This is a genomic window from Aquincola sp. J276, assembly GCF_024700035.1.
GTDB lineage: Bacteria > Pseudomonadota > Gammaproteobacteria > Burkholderiales > Burkholderiaceae_C > Aquincola > Aquincola tertiaricarbonis.
In genome coordinates, this window is record NZ_JAJONC010000001.1 from 2,969,341 (window position 1) to 2,985,568 (window position 16,228).

General features: G+C 68.0%; 14 protein-coding genes and 2 pseudogenes. 6 read left to right on the plus strand and 10 right to left on the minus strand.

Annotated features, from left to right (window positions below; translation table 11 throughout):
* Nucleotides 1-15 precede the first annotated feature (15 nt).
* The 6 genes and pseudogenes from LRS14_RS13650 to LRS14_RS13675 form a co-directional block, all read right to left on the minus strand.
* Nucleotides 16-1,021, minus strand: a pseudogene (locus tag LRS14_RS13650) (sulfate ABC transporter substrate-binding protein).
* A gap of 84 nt (nt 1,022-1,105) precedes the next feature.
* Nucleotides 1,106-1,462 (minus strand): thioredoxin domain-containing protein, encoded by a 357-nt coding sequence (locus LRS14_RS13655; protein ID WP_046113255.1) that lies wholly within the window; start codon nt 1,460-1,462, stop codon nt 1,106-1,108.
* Between the two features lie 21 nt (nt 1,463-1,483).
* Nucleotides 1,484-2,353 (minus strand): ABC transporter permease, encoded by an 870-nt coding sequence (locus tag LRS14_RS13660; protein ID WP_257799893.1) that lies wholly within the window; start codon nt 2,351-2,353, stop codon nt 1,484-1,486.
* Nucleotides 2,350-3,201 carry an ABC transporter ATP-binding protein gene (locus tag LRS14_RS13665; protein ID WP_083440557.1) on the minus strand — a complete coding sequence of 284 codons (852 nt, stop codon included), beginning with the start codon at nt 3,199-3,201 and terminating at the stop codon, nt 2,350-2,352. Before LRS14_RS13665 ends, LRS14_RS13660 begins: the two co-directional genes overlap by 4 nt.
* Nucleotide 3,202: 1 nt before the next feature.
* Nucleotides 3,203-4,210: an ABC transporter substrate-binding protein gene (locus LRS14_RS13670; RefSeq protein WP_046113257.1), complete on the minus strand. Its 1,008-nt coding sequence runs from the start codon at nt 4,208-4,210 to the stop codon at nt 3,203-3,205.
* A gap of 12 nt (nt 4,211-4,222) precedes the next feature.
* Nucleotides 4,223-5,119 carry a TauD/TfdA family dioxygenase gene (locus LRS14_RS13675; RefSeq protein WP_257799894.1) on the minus strand — a complete coding sequence of 299 codons (897 nt, stop codon included), beginning with the start codon at nt 5,117-5,119 and terminating at the stop codon, nt 4,223-4,225.
* Nucleotides 5,120-5,250: 131 nt separating this feature from the next.
* On the opposite strand from LRS14_RS13675, the pseudogene LRS14_RS13680 reads away from it, so the two are divergent.
* A pseudogene (locus LRS14_RS13680) lies at nt 5,251-6,553 on the plus strand (O-acetylhomoserine aminocarboxypropyltransferase/cysteine synthase family protein).
* Here the strand turns inward: LRS14_RS13680 and LRS14_RS13685 are convergent.
* From LRS14_RS13685 to LRS14_RS13700, 4 genes are all read right to left on the minus strand, one after another.
* Nucleotides 6,543-6,710 (minus strand): hypothetical protein, encoded by a 168-nt coding sequence (locus LRS14_RS13685; protein WP_257799895.1) that lies wholly within the window; start codon nt 6,708-6,710, stop codon nt 6,543-6,545. The pseudogene LRS14_RS13680 and the gene LRS14_RS13685 sit on opposite strands and share 11 nt — an antisense overlap.
* The gene (locus tag LRS14_RS13690) at nt 6,707-7,852 is read right to left on the minus strand and encodes a PepSY domain-containing protein (protein WP_257799896.1); all 1,146 of its coding nucleotides are present in this window, start codon (nt 7,850-7,852) and stop codon (nt 6,707-6,709) included. The genes LRS14_RS13685 and LRS14_RS13690 overlap by 4 nt, the downstream gene beginning before the upstream one ends.
* A gap of 8 nt (nt 7,853-7,860) precedes the next feature.
* Nucleotides 7,861-9,993 carry a TonB-dependent receptor gene (locus tag LRS14_RS13695; protein ID WP_310740827.1) on the minus strand — a complete coding sequence of 711 codons (2,133 nt, stop codon included), beginning with the start codon at nt 9,991-9,993 and terminating at the stop codon, nt 7,861-7,863.
* 198 nt (nt 9,994-10,191) lie between these two features.
* A complete protein-coding gene (locus LRS14_RS13700) occupies nt 10,192-10,911 on the minus strand; it encodes a hypothetical protein (protein ID WP_046113263.1) in 720 nt (239 codons plus the stop codon).
* 344 nt (nt 10,912-11,255) lie between these two features.
* On the opposite strand from LRS14_RS13700, the gene LRS14_RS13705 reads away from it, so the two are divergent.
* From LRS14_RS13705 to prsR, 5 genes are all read left to right on the plus strand, one after another.
* Nucleotides 11,256-11,600, plus strand: a complete 345-nt coding sequence (locus tag LRS14_RS13705; protein ID WP_257799898.1) for a hypothetical protein — start codon at nt 11,256-11,258, stop codon at nt 11,598-11,600.
* Nucleotides 11,597-11,842: a hypothetical protein gene (locus tag LRS14_RS13710; protein ID WP_257799899.1), complete on the plus strand. Its 246-nt coding sequence runs from the start codon at nt 11,597-11,599 to the stop codon at nt 11,840-11,842. Before LRS14_RS13705 ends, LRS14_RS13710 begins: the two co-directional genes overlap by 4 nt.
* 8 nt (nt 11,843-11,850) lie before the next feature.
* On the plus strand, nt 11,851-12,633 hold the full coding sequence (locus LRS14_RS13715; RefSeq protein WP_257799901.1) for a TIGR03013 family XrtA/PEP-CTERM system glycosyltransferase: 783 nt from the start codon (nt 11,851-11,853) through the stop codon (nt 12,631-12,633).
* Between the two features lie 94 nt (nt 12,634-12,727).
* Nucleotides 12,728-14,818 (plus strand): XrtA/PEP-CTERM system histidine kinase PrsK, encoded by a 2,091-nt coding sequence (prsK, locus tag LRS14_RS13720; RefSeq protein WP_257799902.1) that lies wholly within the window; start codon nt 12,728-12,730, stop codon nt 14,816-14,818.
* Nucleotides 14,815-16,188, plus strand: coding sequence for a PEP-CTERM-box response regulator transcription factor (gene prsR, locus LRS14_RS13725; protein WP_046113266.1), 1,374 nt, complete (start codon nt 14,815-14,817; stop codon nt 16,186-16,188). Before prsK ends, prsR begins: the two co-directional genes overlap by 4 nt.
* The last annotated feature ends 40 nt before the right edge of the window (nt 16,189-16,228 follow it).

Here is a 16,228-nt window from a genome sequence, read left to right on the forward strand (position 1 = left end):
GCAAGGAGCAGGCCGTTACTTGCGGGTGTAGACCTGGTCGAAGGTGCCGCCATCCGCGAAGTGCGTCTTCTGGGCATTGGCCCAGCCGCCGAACACCTCGTCCACGGTGAAGAGCTTGATGGCCGGGAAGTTGGTAGCGTACTTGGCTGCCACCTTGGGGTCGATCGGGCGGTAGAAGTTCTTCGCCGCGATCTCCTGGCCTTCCGGCGTGTAGAGGTACTCCAGGTAGGCCTGCGCCACGGCGCGCGTGCCTTTCTTGTCCACCACCTTGTCCACCACCGCCACCGGCGGCATCGGCCAGGATGCTGGTGGGCGGGTACACGATGTCGAACTTGCCTTCGCCGAACTCCTTCAGCGACAGGTGCGCCTCGTTCTCCCAGGCCAGCAGCACGTCGCCCAGGCCCCGCTCGGCAAAGGTGACAGTGGAGCCGCGTGCGCCGGAATCCAGCACCGGCACGTTGGCCATCACCTTGGCGATGTATTCCTTGGCCTTGGCATCGTTGCCGCCGGGCTGCTTCAGCGCCCAGCCATAGGCGGCGAGGTAGCCCCAGCGTGCACCGCCCGAGGTCTTGGGATTGGCGGTGATGACGCCGACACCGGGCTTGGCCAGGTCGCCCCAGTCCTTGATGCCCTTGGGGTTGCCCTTGCGTACCAGGAACACGTAGGTGGAGGTGTAGGGCGAGCTGTTGTGCGGCAGGCGCTTCTGCCAGTCGGCGGGCAGCAGCTTGGCCTTCGCGGCGATCTCGTCGATGTCGTAGGCCAGGGCCAGCGTCACCACGTCGGCGTCGATGCCGTCGATCACCGAGCGGGCCTGCTTGCCCGAGCCGCCGTGCGACTGCTTGACGGTGACGGTGTCGCCCGTCTTGGCCTTGTACGCCTTGGCGAAGGCGGCGTTGTATTCCACGTAGAGCTCGCGCGTCGGGTCGTACGAGACGTTCAACAGCGTGAAGTCCTTGGCCAGCGTGCCGAACGCGGCACCCGCCAGCGCGGCGCCGACGAGCAGGGTCTTCTTGAGGTTCATGCGGTTCCCGGGGGCGATGGTGGTGACGTTGCCGCCACTGTAGGAAGCGGATGTCCTGCAAGGAACGAATTGTTCGTTCGACCCTTATTCGGATTTCAAGTAAGGCCGCGCCCGGGCTGGCAGGCCGGCCAGTTGAGCGTCGATCACCGGCTGGAAGTCGCCCTGGCGCGCATTGGCCAGCAGCCGTTGCAGCGTCTGCAGGTGCGGCGTGACGGTGCCGTAGAACAGCACCTGGTCGCCACGGGCGATCAGCAGCGTGGGGAAGTTGTCCACGTCCAGCGGGCCCAGCACCTCGTCGTGGTCCTCGATGTCGATCCAGGCCCAGTCGGCGGCGCCGCCGTCGGCCGCGCGCGCGGCCTCGAAGGCGGCTTCGTATTCGCGGCAGGTGCCGCACCAGGCCGCGCACAGGCAGGCCACCAGCAGGCGATCGGAACTTTGCATGCCGTGAGTGTGCCGCGCCCGTCAGCGCTGCACGCCCCACCGCCGCACCGTCACGCGCTCCAGGGTGTCGAACACCAGGCTTTCCACCGCCAGCCCGATCAGGATGACCATGGCCAGGCCGGCGAACACACGGTCCGTGTACAGCTCATTGCGGTTCTGGAAGATGTACCAGCCCAGGCCGCCCTGGCCGGAGGAGGCGCCGAACACCAGCTCCGCCGCGATCAGCGTGCGCCAGGCAAAGGCCCAGCCGATGCGCAGCCCCGACAGGATGGCCGGCAGGGCCGAAGGCACCAGGATCAGCAGCACGTAGCGCAGCCCGCGCAGGCCGTAGTTGCGGCCGGCCATGCGCAGCGTCTCGGGCACGCCCTGGAAGCCGGCGTAGGTGTTGAGCGCCAGCGGCCACAGCACCGAGTGCACCAGCACGAAGATCAGGCTGCCGTTGCCCAGGCCGAACCACAGCAGCGCCAGGGGCAGCAGTGCGATGGCCGGCAGCGGGTTGAACATCGCCGTCAGGGTGCCCAGCAGGTCGCGCCCCAGCTGGGTGGAGACGGCCAGCGTGGTCAGCACGAAGGCGGTGGCGATGCCCAGCAGGTAGCCCTGGAGCAGCACACCGATGGAGATGCGCGCCTTGGTCAGCAGCTCGCCGCTGCGCAGGTCGGTGATGAAGGCCTGCGCGGTCTGGCTGAAGGTGGGCAGCAGCAGGTCGTTGTCCTGCCAGCGCGCGATCAGCTCCCACAGCAGTGCCAGCACCGCCAGGATCACCGCCTTGCGCACCGCCGACTGCTGCCAGATGCGCTGCGCCAGCGGCAGCGCGCGCTCGGCCGGCGCGTCGGTCAGGGCTTCGGGCTCCCGCTCGTACTCGGCGCGGATCGGAGGCTGCAGCATGCTCATTGGTCGAACAGCAGGCCGTGGATGCGCTGCGCGGTGGCCTGGAAGTCGGCACCGCCCAGGCTGTGCAGGCCGAACTGGTGGCTGTTGATCTCGGCGCGCACGCGCCCCGGATGCGGCGACAGCAGCAGGATGCGGTTGCCCACCACCAGCGCTTCCTCGATCGAATGGGTGACGAACAGCAGCGTGAAGCGCACGTCGTCCCACAGCGCAAGCAGCTCTTCCTGCATGCGGCGGCGGGTCAGCGCGTCCAGCGCGGCGAAGGGTTCGTCCATCAGCAGCACCTTGGGCTGCATGGCCAGCGCGCGGGCGATGGCCACGCGCTGCTTCATGCCGCCCGACAGCGTGTGCGGATAGGCATCGGCGAACTTCGACAGGCCCACCTTGGCCAGGCAGTCCAGCGCCCGTTCCTCCGCCTCCTTGCGGCCCAGCTTGCGCGAGGCCAGCAGCGGGAACATCACGTTGGCCTTGACCGTCTTCCACGGCGGCAGCTGGTCGAATTCCTGGAACACGACGATGCGGTCCGGGCCCGGCTGGTGCACCGCCTGGCCATCGAGGCGGATCTCGCCCTCGCGTGGCGCGATGAAGCCGCCGATGGCCTTGAGCAGCGTGCTCTTGCCGCAGCCCGAGGGGCCGAGCAGCACGAAGCGGTCGGCCTGGTGCACGTCGAAGCTCACCCGGTGGGTGGCGCGCACCACCCGCTCGCGCGTCGCGTATTCCAGCGTCACGCCGTCCACCTGCAGCAGGGCATCGCCGGCGCCGGCCGGGGCGGCCTGGTCATGGCTGGCCGGGCGCACCGGCGGCCGGGCCTGCGGCGGCGCGCTGCCGGTGCGCAGCGTGGCGGCCGTCATGTCAATGCCCACCGGCCAGGTGCGCGTCGTCGAAGAAGTAGTCCTTCACCGACGCGGGCTTGTTCTTGATGGCGCCCACCCGGTGCATGAACTCGGCCAGCGCGAAGGTGTTCTCCGGCACCAGCTTGAACTGCACCTCGGGGTTCTTGATGATGGACAGCAGCAGCTTGCGGTCCACGTTGGATTTGTTGGTGCGGATGAAGATGTCGGCCGCCAGCTCCGGGTTGCCGCGGATCAGCTGCGCCGCCTCGTCCAGCGCAGCGACGAAGGCCTTGTAGGTCTTCGGGTTCTGCTCGCGGAATTTCTCGGTGCCGTACAGCACCGTGGCCGAGGCCGGGCCGCCCAGCACGTCGTAGCTCTTGAGCACGATGCGCGCATTCGGGTTGCCGGCCAGCGACTGTTCCTGGAACGGCGGGTTGCCGAAGTGGCCGGTGATCTCCGTGCCGCCCTTGATGATGGCCGCGGTGGCCTCCGGGTGCGGCACCGCCACGCTGATCTTGTCGAGCTTGTTGTACTGCGCATCGCCCCACAGCTTGGCCGAGGCCAGCTGCAGCACCCGCGACTGCACCGACACGCCCACCGCCGGCACTGCGATGCGGTCCTTGTCGGTGAAGTCGGCGATGGTCTTCACGTTCGGGTTGTTGCTCACCAGGTAGTACGGGAAGTTGCCCAGCGAGGCGATGCCGCGAACGTTCTGGCGGCCGCGGGTGCGGTCCCAGAGCGTGAGCAGCGGGCCCACGCCGGCACCGGCCACGTCGATGGAGCCGGACAGCAGCGCGTCATTCACCGCGGCGCCGCCGGACAGCGTGACGAACTCGACCTTCACGTCCAGGCCCTGGGCCTTGCCGTGCTTCTCGATCAGCTTCTGGTCCTTGGCCACGTCCAGCAGCAGGTAGACGATGCCGAACTGCTCGGCGATGCGGATCTGGCCTTCGGCGTGGGCGGCGGTGGCGGCGCCCAGGGAGAGGCCGGCCGCCAGCGTGGCGGCGAGGAGTTTCTTCAGCAGCATGTGGGTACCCGGTCAGAAGGGCGCGGTGCCTTCGATGGTGGTGCGGTTCAGGCGGCGGCGCAGGTGGTCGGGGCAGCCGGCGGCCAGGTGGGTGACGGAGCGGTTGTCCCAGAAGACCATGTCATGCGGCTGCCACACGTGGCGGTAGATCAGCTCGGGCAGCGTGGTGAGCTTGAACAGCTCGTCCAGCAGCGCCCGGCTCTCGTCCTCGGGCAGGCCGACGATGCGGGTGGTGAAGTGCTCGCTGACGAACAGCGCCTTGCGACCGGTCTCCGGGTGGGTGCGCACCACGGGGTGCACCACCGGCTTCACCTCGGCGATCTGCTCTGGCGTCAGGTTGGGCCGCCACGGGTTGCGCTGCTGCAGCTCTGCGTACTTGGCCAGATAGTGGTGCTCGGCACGCAGGCCGGCCACCCGCTCCTTCAGCGCCTCGGGCAGGCGCTCCCAGGCCAGGTGCTGGTTGGCGAACAGGGTGTCGCCGCCCTCGCTGGGCAGCTCCTGCGCATGCAGCATCGAGCCCAGGCTGGGCAGCTCCTTGTACGAGAGGTCGGAGTGCCAGTAGTGGCCGGCATCGCCCAGGCCGATCGGCTGGCCGTTTTCCTTGATGTTGGATACCACCAGGATCTCCGGGTGGCCGGCCAGCTGGAACTGCCGCAGCACATGGATCTGCAGCGGGCCGAAGCGGCGGCTGAAGTCGATCTGCTGCTGCGGGGTGATCTGCAGGTCGCGGAACACCAGCACATGGTGGTCCAGGTGCGCGCGGTGGATGCGCTGGAAGTCGTCGTCGGCCAGCGGGCGGGAGAGGTCGAGCCCCAGCACCTCGGCGCCCAGCGGCGCATCCAGCGGCCGGATCTCGAGGCGGCCGGAAGCGGCCGAGCGGGCAGGAGTGGGAGCAAATACTGCAGACATGCGCCCGACTCTAGAGATTCCGCCCGGCGCGATGAACGAAGCATTGCGCATGCGCTTCCTCGTTCTGCGCATATGCGCAGGCCGCTTCCCGCCGCTACGCTCATACCCCAGGATACAAATGGAGTAGACCCATGAGCGAGCGCAAGCCGAAGTTCGAGACGCTGTCGGTGCATGCCGGTTACCGACCCGACCCCACCACCAAGTCGGTGGCGGTGCCGCTGTACCAGACGGTGGCCTACGCCTTCGACAACGCGCAGCACGGCGCCGACCTGTTCGACCTCAAGGTGGCGGGCAACATCTACACCCGCATCATGAACCCGACCACCGACGTGCTGGAGCAGCGCGTGGCGGCGCTGGAAGGCGGCATCGGCGCGCTGGCGCTAGCCTCGGGGCAGGCGGCGGTGACCTACGCCATCCTCACCATCGCAGAGGCGGGCGACAACATCGTCTCGTCCACCGCGCTGTATGGCGGCACCTACAACCTGTTCGCGCATACGCTGCCGCAGTACGGCATCGACACCCGCTTTGCCGACCACCGCGACCCGGCCAGCTTCGAGCCGCTGATCGACGAGCGCACCAAGGCCATCTTCGTCGAGTCGCTGGGCAACCCGGCCGGCAACGTGACGGACATCGCCCGCATCGCCGAGCTGGCGCACCGCCACGGCGTGCCGCTGATCGTCGACAACACCGTGCCCAGCCCCCTACCTGTGCCGCCCGATCGAGCATGGCGCCGACATCGTGGTGCATTCGCTCACCAAGTACATGGGCGGCCACGGCACCAGCGTGGGCGGAGCGATCGTCGATTCAGGCCAGTTCCCGTGGGCGCAGCACAAGGCGCGCTTCAAGCGCCTGAACGAGCCCGACGTGAGCTACCACGGCGTGGTCTACACCGAAGCGCTGGGCCCGGCCGCGTACATCGGCCGCGCGCGCGTGGTGCCGCTGCGCAACATGGGCTCGGCCATCTCGCCGTTCAACTCGTTCCAGATCCTGCAGGGCATCGAGACGCTGGCCCTGCGCATGGACCGCATCAGCGCCAATGCGCTGGCCGTGGCCCAGCACCTGAAGCAGCATCCCCAGGTGGCCTGGGTCAACTACGCCGGCCTGGAGGACCATCCCGACCATGCGCTGGCCCGCAAGTACCTGGGCGGCAAGGCTTCGGGCCTGCTGACCTTCGGCGTCAAGGGCACCTCGGGCGACAAGCGGGCCGACGGTGCGCGCTTCCTCGATGCGCTGCAGCTCTTCACCCGGCTGGTGAACATCGGCGACGCCAAGTCGTTGGCCACGCATCCGGCCTCCACCACGCACCGCCAACTGTCACCGGAAGAGCTGGCCAAGACCGGCGTGGGCGAAGACACGGTGCGGCTGTCGGTGGGCATCGAGCACATCGACGACCTGCTGCACGACCTGGACCAGGCGCTGGCAGCTACCGCCTGAGCCCGTACCAGCAGCAGGCCAGGCTGGGAACGCCCAGGCCCAGCCAGGCCACGGCGTCCCAGGCGCCGTCGCCCAGCAGGCCCGACAGCAGGCCGACCGCAGTGACCACGCCCAGCACGATGGGCGCACGCCAGATTGGCCCTACGGGGGCGCTCATGAGGCCGCTCCGTCGGCTTGCATAGACAACTTGCCGTCGGCCACGCGCGCCTGGCGGCGCCGCACCACCCACAGGTACAGCCCGCTGGCCAGCACCACGATGGTGATGACGTCCAGCACCGCCCACAGGATCTGCATCGGGCGGCCGCCGTAGTCGCCGAAATGCAGCGGCTGCGAGATCAGCAGCGCGGTGAGGTACCAGGGCAGTTCGCGGCTGTCGGTCACCTGGCCGGTCATCGCGTCCACCAGCACCGGCTTGAGCAGCTTGCTGCTGACGGCATCGGTGCCGCGCAGGAACACGCCGTAGTGGTGCGGGCTGGCGAAGCTGGTGCCGGGAAACGCGACGAAGGCCACCTTCATGCCGGGCGCCACCGCCTTGGCCGCCTGCACCGCGGCCTGTAGTGAGCCGGGCCGTTCCAGCGGCGGCTGGCCTGCGTAGGGCGCCACCATCTGCGCCACCTCCGTGGCCTGCCAGTACTTCACCAGCAGATCCGACCAGGCATTGATCACGCCGGTGGCGCCCACCACGGTGAACCACACCAGCGTGACGATGCCCAGCAGGTTGTGCAGGTCCAGCCACTTCACCCGCGGGCTGCGGTCGCGCCGCACGTCGCCGAAGCGCAGCTTGCGCATGAAGGGCGCATACAGCACCGTGCCCGAGACGATGGCCACCAGCAGCAGCACGCCCATCAGGCCGAGGAACAGCATGCCCGGCAGGCCGGCGAACAGGTCGATGTGCAGCGAGCGCATCACCCACATGAAGCCGCTGTCCAGCGGCGGATCGCCCAGCGCGTGGGCGGTGCGGGCGTCCACCGCCACCTGCTTGAGGTTGTCGTTGGAATCGCGCCGCTCGCACATCGTCACGTACCAGACCCGGTCGTCGTCCTCCTCCTGCGAGACGAACATGCCCTGCTTGCCTGGGTAGCGCTGGCCGGCCAGGGCCATCACTTCGTCCAGGCTGGCGCGCGGCGCGTCGGCCGGCATCTCGGCGGCCTCGATCTCGGTGCCCAGCAGGTGGCCAATCTCGTGGTGGAAGATCAACGGCAGGCCGGTCAGGCACAGCAGCAGCATGAACACGGTGCACACCAGGCTGGACCAGGTGTGCACCGCCTGCCAGCCGCGGATGGCGCGGGTGCTGAGCATGGCGTGCCTCAGAAGTCGACGCTGGCCGACAGCACCAGCGTGCGCGGCTCGCCCAGCACCAGGTAGTTGGCGCCGGGGAAGCCGCCGACGGAGGCCCAGTAGTCGCGGTCGGTCAGGTTGTTGATGTTGGCGCGCAGCGTGACGGCACGCTCGGCCACGGTGAAGCCGTAGCGCGCCCCCACGTCCAGCCGTGCCCACGACTTGACGGTGAGCGTGTTGGCCGCGTTGGCGTACTGCTTGCCGGTGTAGGTGACGCGGCCGGTGAGCGCCAGGCCGGGCACGCCGGGCACATCCCAGTCGGCATTGGCGTTGAGCTGCCACTTCGGCGCGCCGACGGCGTCGTTGTCCTGCACGTCGGTGTGCAGGTAGGTGGCGCCGCCCAGCAGGCGCAGGCCGCGAGTGGCTTCGCCGAACACCGTGGCCTCGATGCCGCGGTTGGTCTGCTTGTAGGCCGAGCCGACGAAGCGCGTGCCCACCACGCCCGACACCGGCTTCTTCGCCTGGAACAGCGCCACGGTGCCGCCGAAGCGGCCCAGGTCCATCTTGGCACCCAGCTCCACCTGCTTGGTGACGTAGGGCGCGAAGATCTCGCCCTGGTTGTCCACCGGCGTCTGGTTGCCGTCCGGGCCGATGTACGACGCCGATGCCTCCTCGCCCTTGACCAGCCCTTCGGCATAGGTGGCGTAGACGGACACTTGTCTGGACAACTTCACCAGCAGGCCGGCCATCGGCGTGACCTTGCTCTCGTCGTAGTAGGCGTTCTGCACGCCGGTGTTGTAGTCGTAGCCGCGGGTCTCGATCGACTGGTGGCGGGCACCCAGCGTCAGCTTGATGGTGTCGTCGGCGAACGAGAGCGTGTCGGCGACCGCCAGGCTGCGGGTGCGGATTCGGCCCACCACGTGCGGGTCGTCCAGCGTGCCGCCAGTGAAGCTGTGCGTGGAAGGCGGCGTCACCGTGAACGGGTCATAGAGGCTGTTGGCTGCATTGGGGCCCTGGAAGACGTAGGCGTTGCGCTCCTTGGCGGTGAACAACGAGGCCGAGGCCACCAGCTGGTGCTTCACGCTGCCGGTGGTGAGCTCGTGGCGCAGGCCCAGCTCGCCGGTGGCGATGTCGTCGCGACGCACGTTCACGAAGCGGGAGACGCTGGTGGCGCCGCCATCGCCGGTCACCGTCACGCCGGCCAGGTCGTTGTATTCCTTGCCCTTGCGCGCACCGGCAGCCAGCCAGGCGGTGGTGCGCGGCGCCAGGTCCCATTCGGCGCGCAGGGTGCCGAAGGTGTCGCGCTCGTTTGACACGGTCCACGGCTGGCCGAAGTTGCCGGCGGCATCGGGCGGCTTGGGAATGTAGGTACCGGGCGTCACGCTGGGGCGGGTGCCGCTGAGCTGCTGGTCCTGGTAGCCGATGTCGGCCGACACGCGCACGTCGCGGTTGCGCCAGTCCAGGCCCACGCCCAGCAGGCCCAGTTCGCGGTCCTCGCCGTCGATGGCGGTGTCGCCGTCGCGGCGCACGGCGGTCAGGCGCAGGCCGGTGCTCTTGTCGGGGCCGAAGCGTCGCGCCACGTCGGCCGCCAGGTAGGCCTGGCCGCCGCTTTCCACGCCCACCGTCACCTGATTCACCGGCTCATTGGGGGCGCGCTTGGGCATCACGTTGATGGCACCGCCCAGGCCGCCGCCGTTGCCGGTGGGCGCCACGCCGTTGACGAAGCTGTTCGCACCGCGCAGCACCTCCACCCGCTCGATCAGCTCGGCCGCCAGGTATTGGCGCGGCAGCAGGCCGTACAGGCCGTTGTAGGCCATGTCGTCGGAATACACCGGAAAGCCGCGGATCAGGTACAGCTGCTGGTAGTTGCCGAAGCCGCGCGCCACGCGTACGGTCGGGTCGTTGCGCAGCACGTCGCCGATGCTGGCGGCCTGCTGGTTCTGGATCAGCTCCTGCGTGTAGCTGGTCTGGCTGAACGGCGTGTCCATCACGTCCTGGTTGCCGAACAGGCCGAGCCGGCCACCGCGCGCCACCTGGCGGCCGGCGTAGGGCGCCTTCAGGCCTTCGGCCGAGGCGTCGGCACTGGCGTTGATGATGACCTGCTGCACCTCCTGCGCCTGCGCGGTGGAGGTCAGGGCCGACGCCAGGGCCAGGGTGGCCAACGACAGGGCGCTCAGGGAACAAGGAACAGACTGCACAACAGCTCCAAGGCAAATCGCATCAAGAATGATTCTCATTATGAGCGCGGCAGCTGGCATTCCGCCCGCAGTCGGCCTTGCGGACGATGGGTCGCTGCCGATATCCGAAGGGCCCGCCGCACCGCCGGTGGGGAAACGGAGCGGCGTCCGCGCCGTGCTGCCTCAGTCCACCGGCCCCGCGCCGCCGTCGTCGCCCAGCCAAGCCTGCACATCGTCCTCCGCCGGGTCGGCGTTGGTGCGTGCCAACGCCATCCAGGTGGCAAAGGGCACCGTCATCGGGCGGTGCGGCGCGGGGCGGGCGATCTCGATGCCGCCGTCACCCGCCAGCATCACGCCGAAGGCCGCCGGAATCTCGTCCGCGGTGCCGATGCCCTCGCGCAGCACGTACCAGCACTGGCAGGCGGTGGCCAGGTAGGCGGCGCCCTTGGCCGGCTGCCGCAGGTCGGACAGCAGGTCGGAACGCCGCACCTTGATCTCGTGCACCACCGGCTCGGCGTAGGCTTCCACGGTGGTCTGGCGCAGGGAGAACACGTCGGGCTGGCACAGCATCCAGGCATCGTCCACCCGCGCGCGCAGGCTCAGCCGGCGCCAGGTGATGCGGCCCTGGTGCCGCATGCTGCGCGCCACTCGCGCGACCAGCTCTTCGTGCGCGTCCCGCGCGGCGCGGTTGGCATGCAGCGAGGCGGCGATCGCCTGCACCCCGGCGTCGGTCACCCGCAGCGTCACCCGCCCCTGGTCGTCCAGCAGCCGCTCCAGCAGTTGCAGCGCAAGCAATTCCGCCTCGATCAGGTCCTGGCAGGGCCAGCCGGCCGAGCGCCACATCTGCCGCAGACGCCGCAGATGCGGTCGCGTGATCGTGGGCATGCCGGTCCGTGTTGCCATCACGCCAATTTACCGGTTGCCGCTTGCGTGGCGAAGTGCGCGCGGCAGGCTGCTACGCGTTGTGCTGCGTTGCAACATCCGCGCCGCGCGCCGATCATGGTGGACCTCCCCCGAAAGGGCACCCTCTTAGGGGGTAGTTACGGCCATTTCATGCTGCTACAACAAGTTCGCAAAGCCGCAACAGCGCTCCGTCGGCGCACGGGCACTACGCAAAAAGCGGGCTGCATCGCAGCTGCTGCGCTACTTGACACATATTGTTGGCAACACATCGGTAACGTGGCCGCGCTGTCCGCGCCTCCGCCGGCGCCAGCAGAACCGACCAGACGTTCTTGGGGGGTGTTTCCGTGATCCGCTTGTTCAACCACTATATTCACCGGCGCTTGTTGCTGCAGGTGTTGTTCGATTACGGATTGATTGTTTCCGCTGTCATGGCCGCCATGGTCGTCGGCCGGCAGCACAGTGAATTCCTGCTGTCGATGACGGCCACCCACGGGTTGTCGCTGGCCACCTGCACCTTCGTGATCAATATCGCGTCGGGCTTCTACCAGCAAACCCACAACCGCTCCTTCACCGAAAGCCTGGCCCGCGCCGGGCTGGCCGCACTTTTGCGCTGCCGCTGGCCTATGCCATGTTTTCGCTGCTTCCCGTGGAAGTGGGCAGCCCGGCCTTCCTGCCGCTGGCGGCCATGAGCGCCGTGGCCGCGGTGATCGTGCACCGCGTGTACGCGGCGCATGCCGGCAAGCACGCCCGTGCGCGTTCACGCATCCTGGTGCTGGGTTCGGGCCCGGCAGCCAAGCTGGTGGGTGAAACCCTGCGCGCCTCCGATCCGTCGGCGGAAATCGTCGGTTATTTCCCGGCGCCGAACGAGCAGCAGGTAGCGGTACCGCCTTCGCAAATGCTGAGCGGCCATTCCTGGCCGCCGCCGCGCTGAATGCCGGGGTGAGCGAAATCGTGGTGGCGGTGACGGAGCGCCGGGGCGGCAACATGCCGCTGCGCGACCTGCTGGACTGCAAGATCAAGGGCATCCGGGTGTCCGACATCTCCACCCACTTCGAGAAAACGCTGGGCAAGCTGCGGCTGGATTACGTCAACGCCGGCTGGCTGATTTTCGGCGATGGGTTTGACCAGGGCTTTTTCCGCACCGCGGTCAAGCGGTTGTTCGACATCTTGTCGGCGGCCGTGTTGCTGGTGGTGTCCGCACCGGTGATGCTGGTGACCATGCTGCTCATCCGCATGGAAAGCCCGGGCCCCGTGTTCTACCGGCAGCAGCGCGTGGGCTTGAATGGCGAATCGTTCGACGTCGTCAAGTTTCGCAGCATGCGCAACGACGCCGAAAAGGACGGCAAGCCGCGCTGGGCCACCGCAGCGGACGACCGCATCACCAAGGTCGGCCGCGTGATCCGCAAGCTGCGCATCGACGAACTGCCGCAATTGTTCAACGTGCTCAAGGGTGAAATGAGCATCGTGGGTCCCCGGCCGGAGCGTCCTTTCTTCGTCGAGAAACTCACGCAGGAGATTCCCTATTACGCGGTGCGCCACAGCATCAAGCCGGGCGTGACCGGCTGGGCGCAGGTGCGTTACCACTACGGCGCCACGGTGGAGGATTCGCAGGAGAAACTGCAGTTCGACCTGTACTACGTCAAGAACCACACCTTGTTCCTGGATCTGCTGATCCTGTTCGAAACCGTGGCCGTGGTGCTCACCGGCAAGGGCGCCCGCTAGGCGCCTGCCATGCCGGCCATCCGCCGGCGGCAGTCCGAAGCCCGCGATGCTGGCCCTGCCGCCCTGACCGGCGGCTTCTTTCTCCGGATGTGATTTGGCTGACTTCGCGGTCTACGGCTGGGGTTTCACCGCCGTCGCCTACACGGCGTTTGCACTAAGCCTGCGCAGCGCCGCACGGCTGTTTGCCCACCACGTGGGCGCCCACCGCCTGTTCGCACTGGCGATGTCGGCCACGGCCGTGTGGGCCGCCACCGGCTGGCTGGCCCTGGCGCTGCAAAGCGTGGTGGCCACCTGGTTGTTCGCGCTGTTCGACACGGTGCGCTATGGCTTCGTATTCGTGTACCTGCTGCAGGTATTGCAGCCGGAACAGCGCCGGTTTCGTGGCCTGCGCGCCGGTGCTGCGCTGATGGTGGCCGGCGCGCTGCTGGCCAGCCTGATGGGACTGCTGCAGGACATCTGGCCCTGGACCATTGGCCGCTGGAGTTATCTGGCGCCGCTGATGCTGCCGGTATTCGGCCTGATTCTGCTGGAGCAGCTCTACCGCCGCACCCCGCGCGAATTCCACTGGAACATCAAGCCGCTCTGCCTGGGCCTCGGTTTCGTCTTCATTTACGACGTGTACCTGTTTTCCCAGTCGGTCCTGTTTGGCGGATTGGACGACGCGGGATTGGCCACCCGGGGGCCGGTGCATGCCATGGCCGTGCCGCTGTTGTTCATCGCCACCCGCCGCCATGCGGACTGGCGCGCCAGCGCGCAAATGTCGCGCGCGGTGGTATTCCATACCGCCACCTTGATGTTCGTGGGCGCCTACCTGCTGATGGTGGCCGCCATTGGCTATTACGTTCAGTATTTCAGTGGCGACTGGGGCCGCGCGCTGCAGCTGGCCACGGTGTTCCTGGCGCTGCTGTTCCTGGCGGTGCTGATGCTGTCGGGATCGGTGCGGGCGCGGCTGCGGGTATTCATCGCCAAGAATTTCTTCGCCTACCGCTACGACTATCGGGCGGAATGGCTGCGATTCACCGCGCGGCTGTCAGGCGACCCATCCGCGCCCGACATGGGCGCGCGCGTGGTGCAGGGCTTGGCGGAAATGCTGCAGTGCCCCGGCGGCGCCTTGTGGGCGTTGGCATCGCGGCACGAAGAGTATTCGCTGGTCGCACGCTGGAATGTCCCGCCGTTGGCGGCGGCGGAGCCGGCCCATTCCCCACTGTGCCGGTTCCTGTGTGATACCGGCTGGATCATCGACCTGGATGAATACCGTGCACGCCCCGCCGCCTACAAGGGCCTGGTGATTCCCAGTTGGCTGACCGAGCATGCGGCCTTCTGGCTGGTGATTCCCTTGTTCGTCGGCCCGGCGGATCTGCTGGGTTTCGTGGTGCTCAAGCGCCCGGCGCATGCCGGCAGCGTGACCTGGGAAGTGCGCGACCTGCTCAAAACCGCCAGCCGGCAAGGGGCGAGTTTCCTCGCGCAGTCCCGCGCGACCGAAGCCTTGCTGGAAGCACAGAAATTCGATGCCTTCCACCGCATGTCGGCTTTCGTGGTGCACGACCTGAAAAACATCATCACGCAGCTGTCGCTGATGATGCAGAACGCCAAGCGCCTGAAAAACAACCCGGAGTTCCAGCAGGACATGCTGCTGACGGTCGAAAGCTCCCTGGAGAAGATGCAGGCGCTGATGCAGCAGTTGCGCGAAGGAGACAAACCGCTGGGCGTGGTCTGCGGCGTCGACATGGGCGTTGTGTCGGAGCAAGTGCGCGCTACCGCTGCAGCCCGCGGCAGAACTGTGGCGCTGGAGATACAGGACACACTTTTTGTTCGCGGCCAGGAAGAGCGCCTGGCACGAGTCTTGGGACACCTGGTGCAGAACGCGCTGGACGCCACCCCGCCCGACGGCCGGGTGTCGGTGAGAGTGGAGCGTTCGGGCGGCAACCAGGCCCGCGTGGTCGTGGCCGACACCGGCCAGGGCATGAGCCCGGAGTTCGTCAACACCCGGCTGTTCAAGCCGTTCAGCACCACCAAGCCGGCCGGCATGGGCATCGGTGCCTATGAAAGCCACCAGTACGTGAGCGAGCTGGGCGGCCGCATCGAGGTGGACAGCGCGGTGGGCCGCGGCACCACCATCACGCTGCTGCTGCCCCTTCATGATGCGAAGATGCCTTCCGAAGCCGACCTGATGAGCGCCCCATGAGTACCGCGAAGTCGCCCCAGCTGCTGATCGTCGAGGACGACCTCGCGCTGCAGAAACAGATCAAGTGGTCGCTCGACCGCTTCGAGTCGGTGACGGCCGCCGACCGGGACAGCGCGCTGGTGCAGTTCCGCCGCTGCACGCCGCCGGTGGTCACCATGGACCTGGGCCTGCCGCCCGACAAGGACTCGGTGTCCGAAGGCTTCGCGCTGCTGGAGAAGCTGCTCGACCTGGACCCGGGCGTGAAGGTCATCGTGCTCACCGGCCAGAACGACCGCACCAACGCCCTGCGCGCGGTGGAGCTGGGCGCCTATGACTTCCTGGCCAAGCCCTTCGAGGTGGAGCTGCTGAACCTGACGGTGGAGCGTGCGCTGCGCCTGCATGAGCTGCAGGCCGAGAACCAGCGCCTGCGCGAGCTGCGCGGCACCGAGCTCACCCAGGGCGTGACCACCCGCGACCCGGAGATGCTGAAGATCTGCCGCATGGTGGAGAAGGTGGCGCCCAGCAATGCCAGCGTGATGCTGCTGGGCGAAAGCGGCACCGGCAAGGAGGTGCTGGCGCAGGCGCTGCACCAGGCTTCACGGCGCAGCGGCAAGTTCGTGGCGATCAACTGCGCGGCCATTCCGGAGAACCTGCTGGAAAGTGAGCTGTTCGGCTACGAGAAGGGTGCTTTCACGGGCGCGGTCAAGACCACGCCCGGCCGCATCGAGACGGCGCACGGCGGCACGCTGATGTTCGACGAGATCGGCGACCTGCCGCATTCGCTGCAGGCCAAGCTGCTGCGCTTCCTGCAGGAGCGCACGATCGAGCGCATCGGTGCGCGCCAGTCCATCGCGGTGGACGTGCGGGTGGTCTGCGCCACCCACCAGGACCTGAAGGCGCTGATCGGCGAACAGCGCTTCCGCGAGGACCTGTACTACCGGCTGGCCGAGATCGTGGTCAACATCCCGCCGCTGCGCAGCCGCGCGGGCGACGCCGCGCTGCTGGCCCATGCCTTCCTCAAGCGCTTCTCGCAGGAGCAGCGCAGCACCATGCGCTTCACGGAGGACGCGCTGCGTGCCATCGAGGCCTATGCCTGGCCGGGCAACGTGCGCGAGCTGGTCAGCGTGATCAAGCGCGCGACCATCATGGCCGAGGGCGACCGCATCACCTGCGAGGACCTGGGCCTGCCCGACGTGGCGCCGCCTTCGGACGCCGGCGAGACCGCCTTCGACTTGCGCCTGGCGCGCGAGACGGCCGAGCGCGAGACGATCCTGGCCGCGCTGGCCCGGGCCAACGGCAACATCCAGAAGACCTCCGAGCTGCTGGGCGTGAGCCGGCCCACGCTGTACGACCTGATCGGCCGGCTGAACATCCGCGTGGAACGGGCCTGACGGGGTAAAACCGCGGTTGTCTTCCCTCACCGCGAAAGGA

Coding starts and splice junctions, on each gene's coding strand:
- LRS14_RS13655 (WP_046113255.1), bottom strand. CDS start 1,462: ATGCAAAGTTCCGATCGCCTGCTGGTGGCCTGCCTGTGCGCGGCCTGG.
- LRS14_RS13660 (WP_257799893.1), bottom strand. CDS start 2,353: ATGAGCATGCTGCAGCCTCCGATCCGCGCCGAGTACGAGCGGGAGCCC.
- LRS14_RS13665 (WP_083440557.1), bottom strand. CDS start 3,201: ATGACGGCCGCCACGCTGCGCACCGGCAGCGCGCCGCCGCAGGCCCGG.
- LRS14_RS13670 (WP_046113257.1), bottom strand. CDS start 4,210: ATGCTGCTGAAGAAACTCCTCGCCGCCACGCTGGCGGCCGGCCTCTCC.
- LRS14_RS13675 (WP_257799894.1), bottom strand. CDS start 5,119: ATGTCTGCAGTATTTGCTCCCACTCCTGCCCGCTCGGCCGCTTCCGGC.
- LRS14_RS13685 (WP_257799895.1), bottom strand. CDS start 6,710: ATGAGCGCCCCCGTAGGGCCAATCTGGCGTGCGCCCATCGTGCTGGGC.
- LRS14_RS13690 (WP_257799896.1), bottom strand. CDS start 7,852: ATGCTCAGCACCCGCGCCATCCGCGGCTGGCAGGCGGTGCACACCTGG.
- LRS14_RS13700 (WP_046113263.1), bottom strand. CDS start 10,911: ATGGCAACACGGACCGGCATGCCCACGATCACGCGACCGCATCTGCGG.
- LRS14_RS13710 (WP_257799899.1), top strand. CDS start 11,597: ATGAGCGCCGTGGCCGCGGTGATCGTGCACCGCGTGTACGCGGCGCAT.
- prsR (WP_046113266.1), top strand. CDS start 14,815: ATGAGTACCGCGAAGTCGCCCCAGCTGCTGATCGTCGAGGACGACCTC.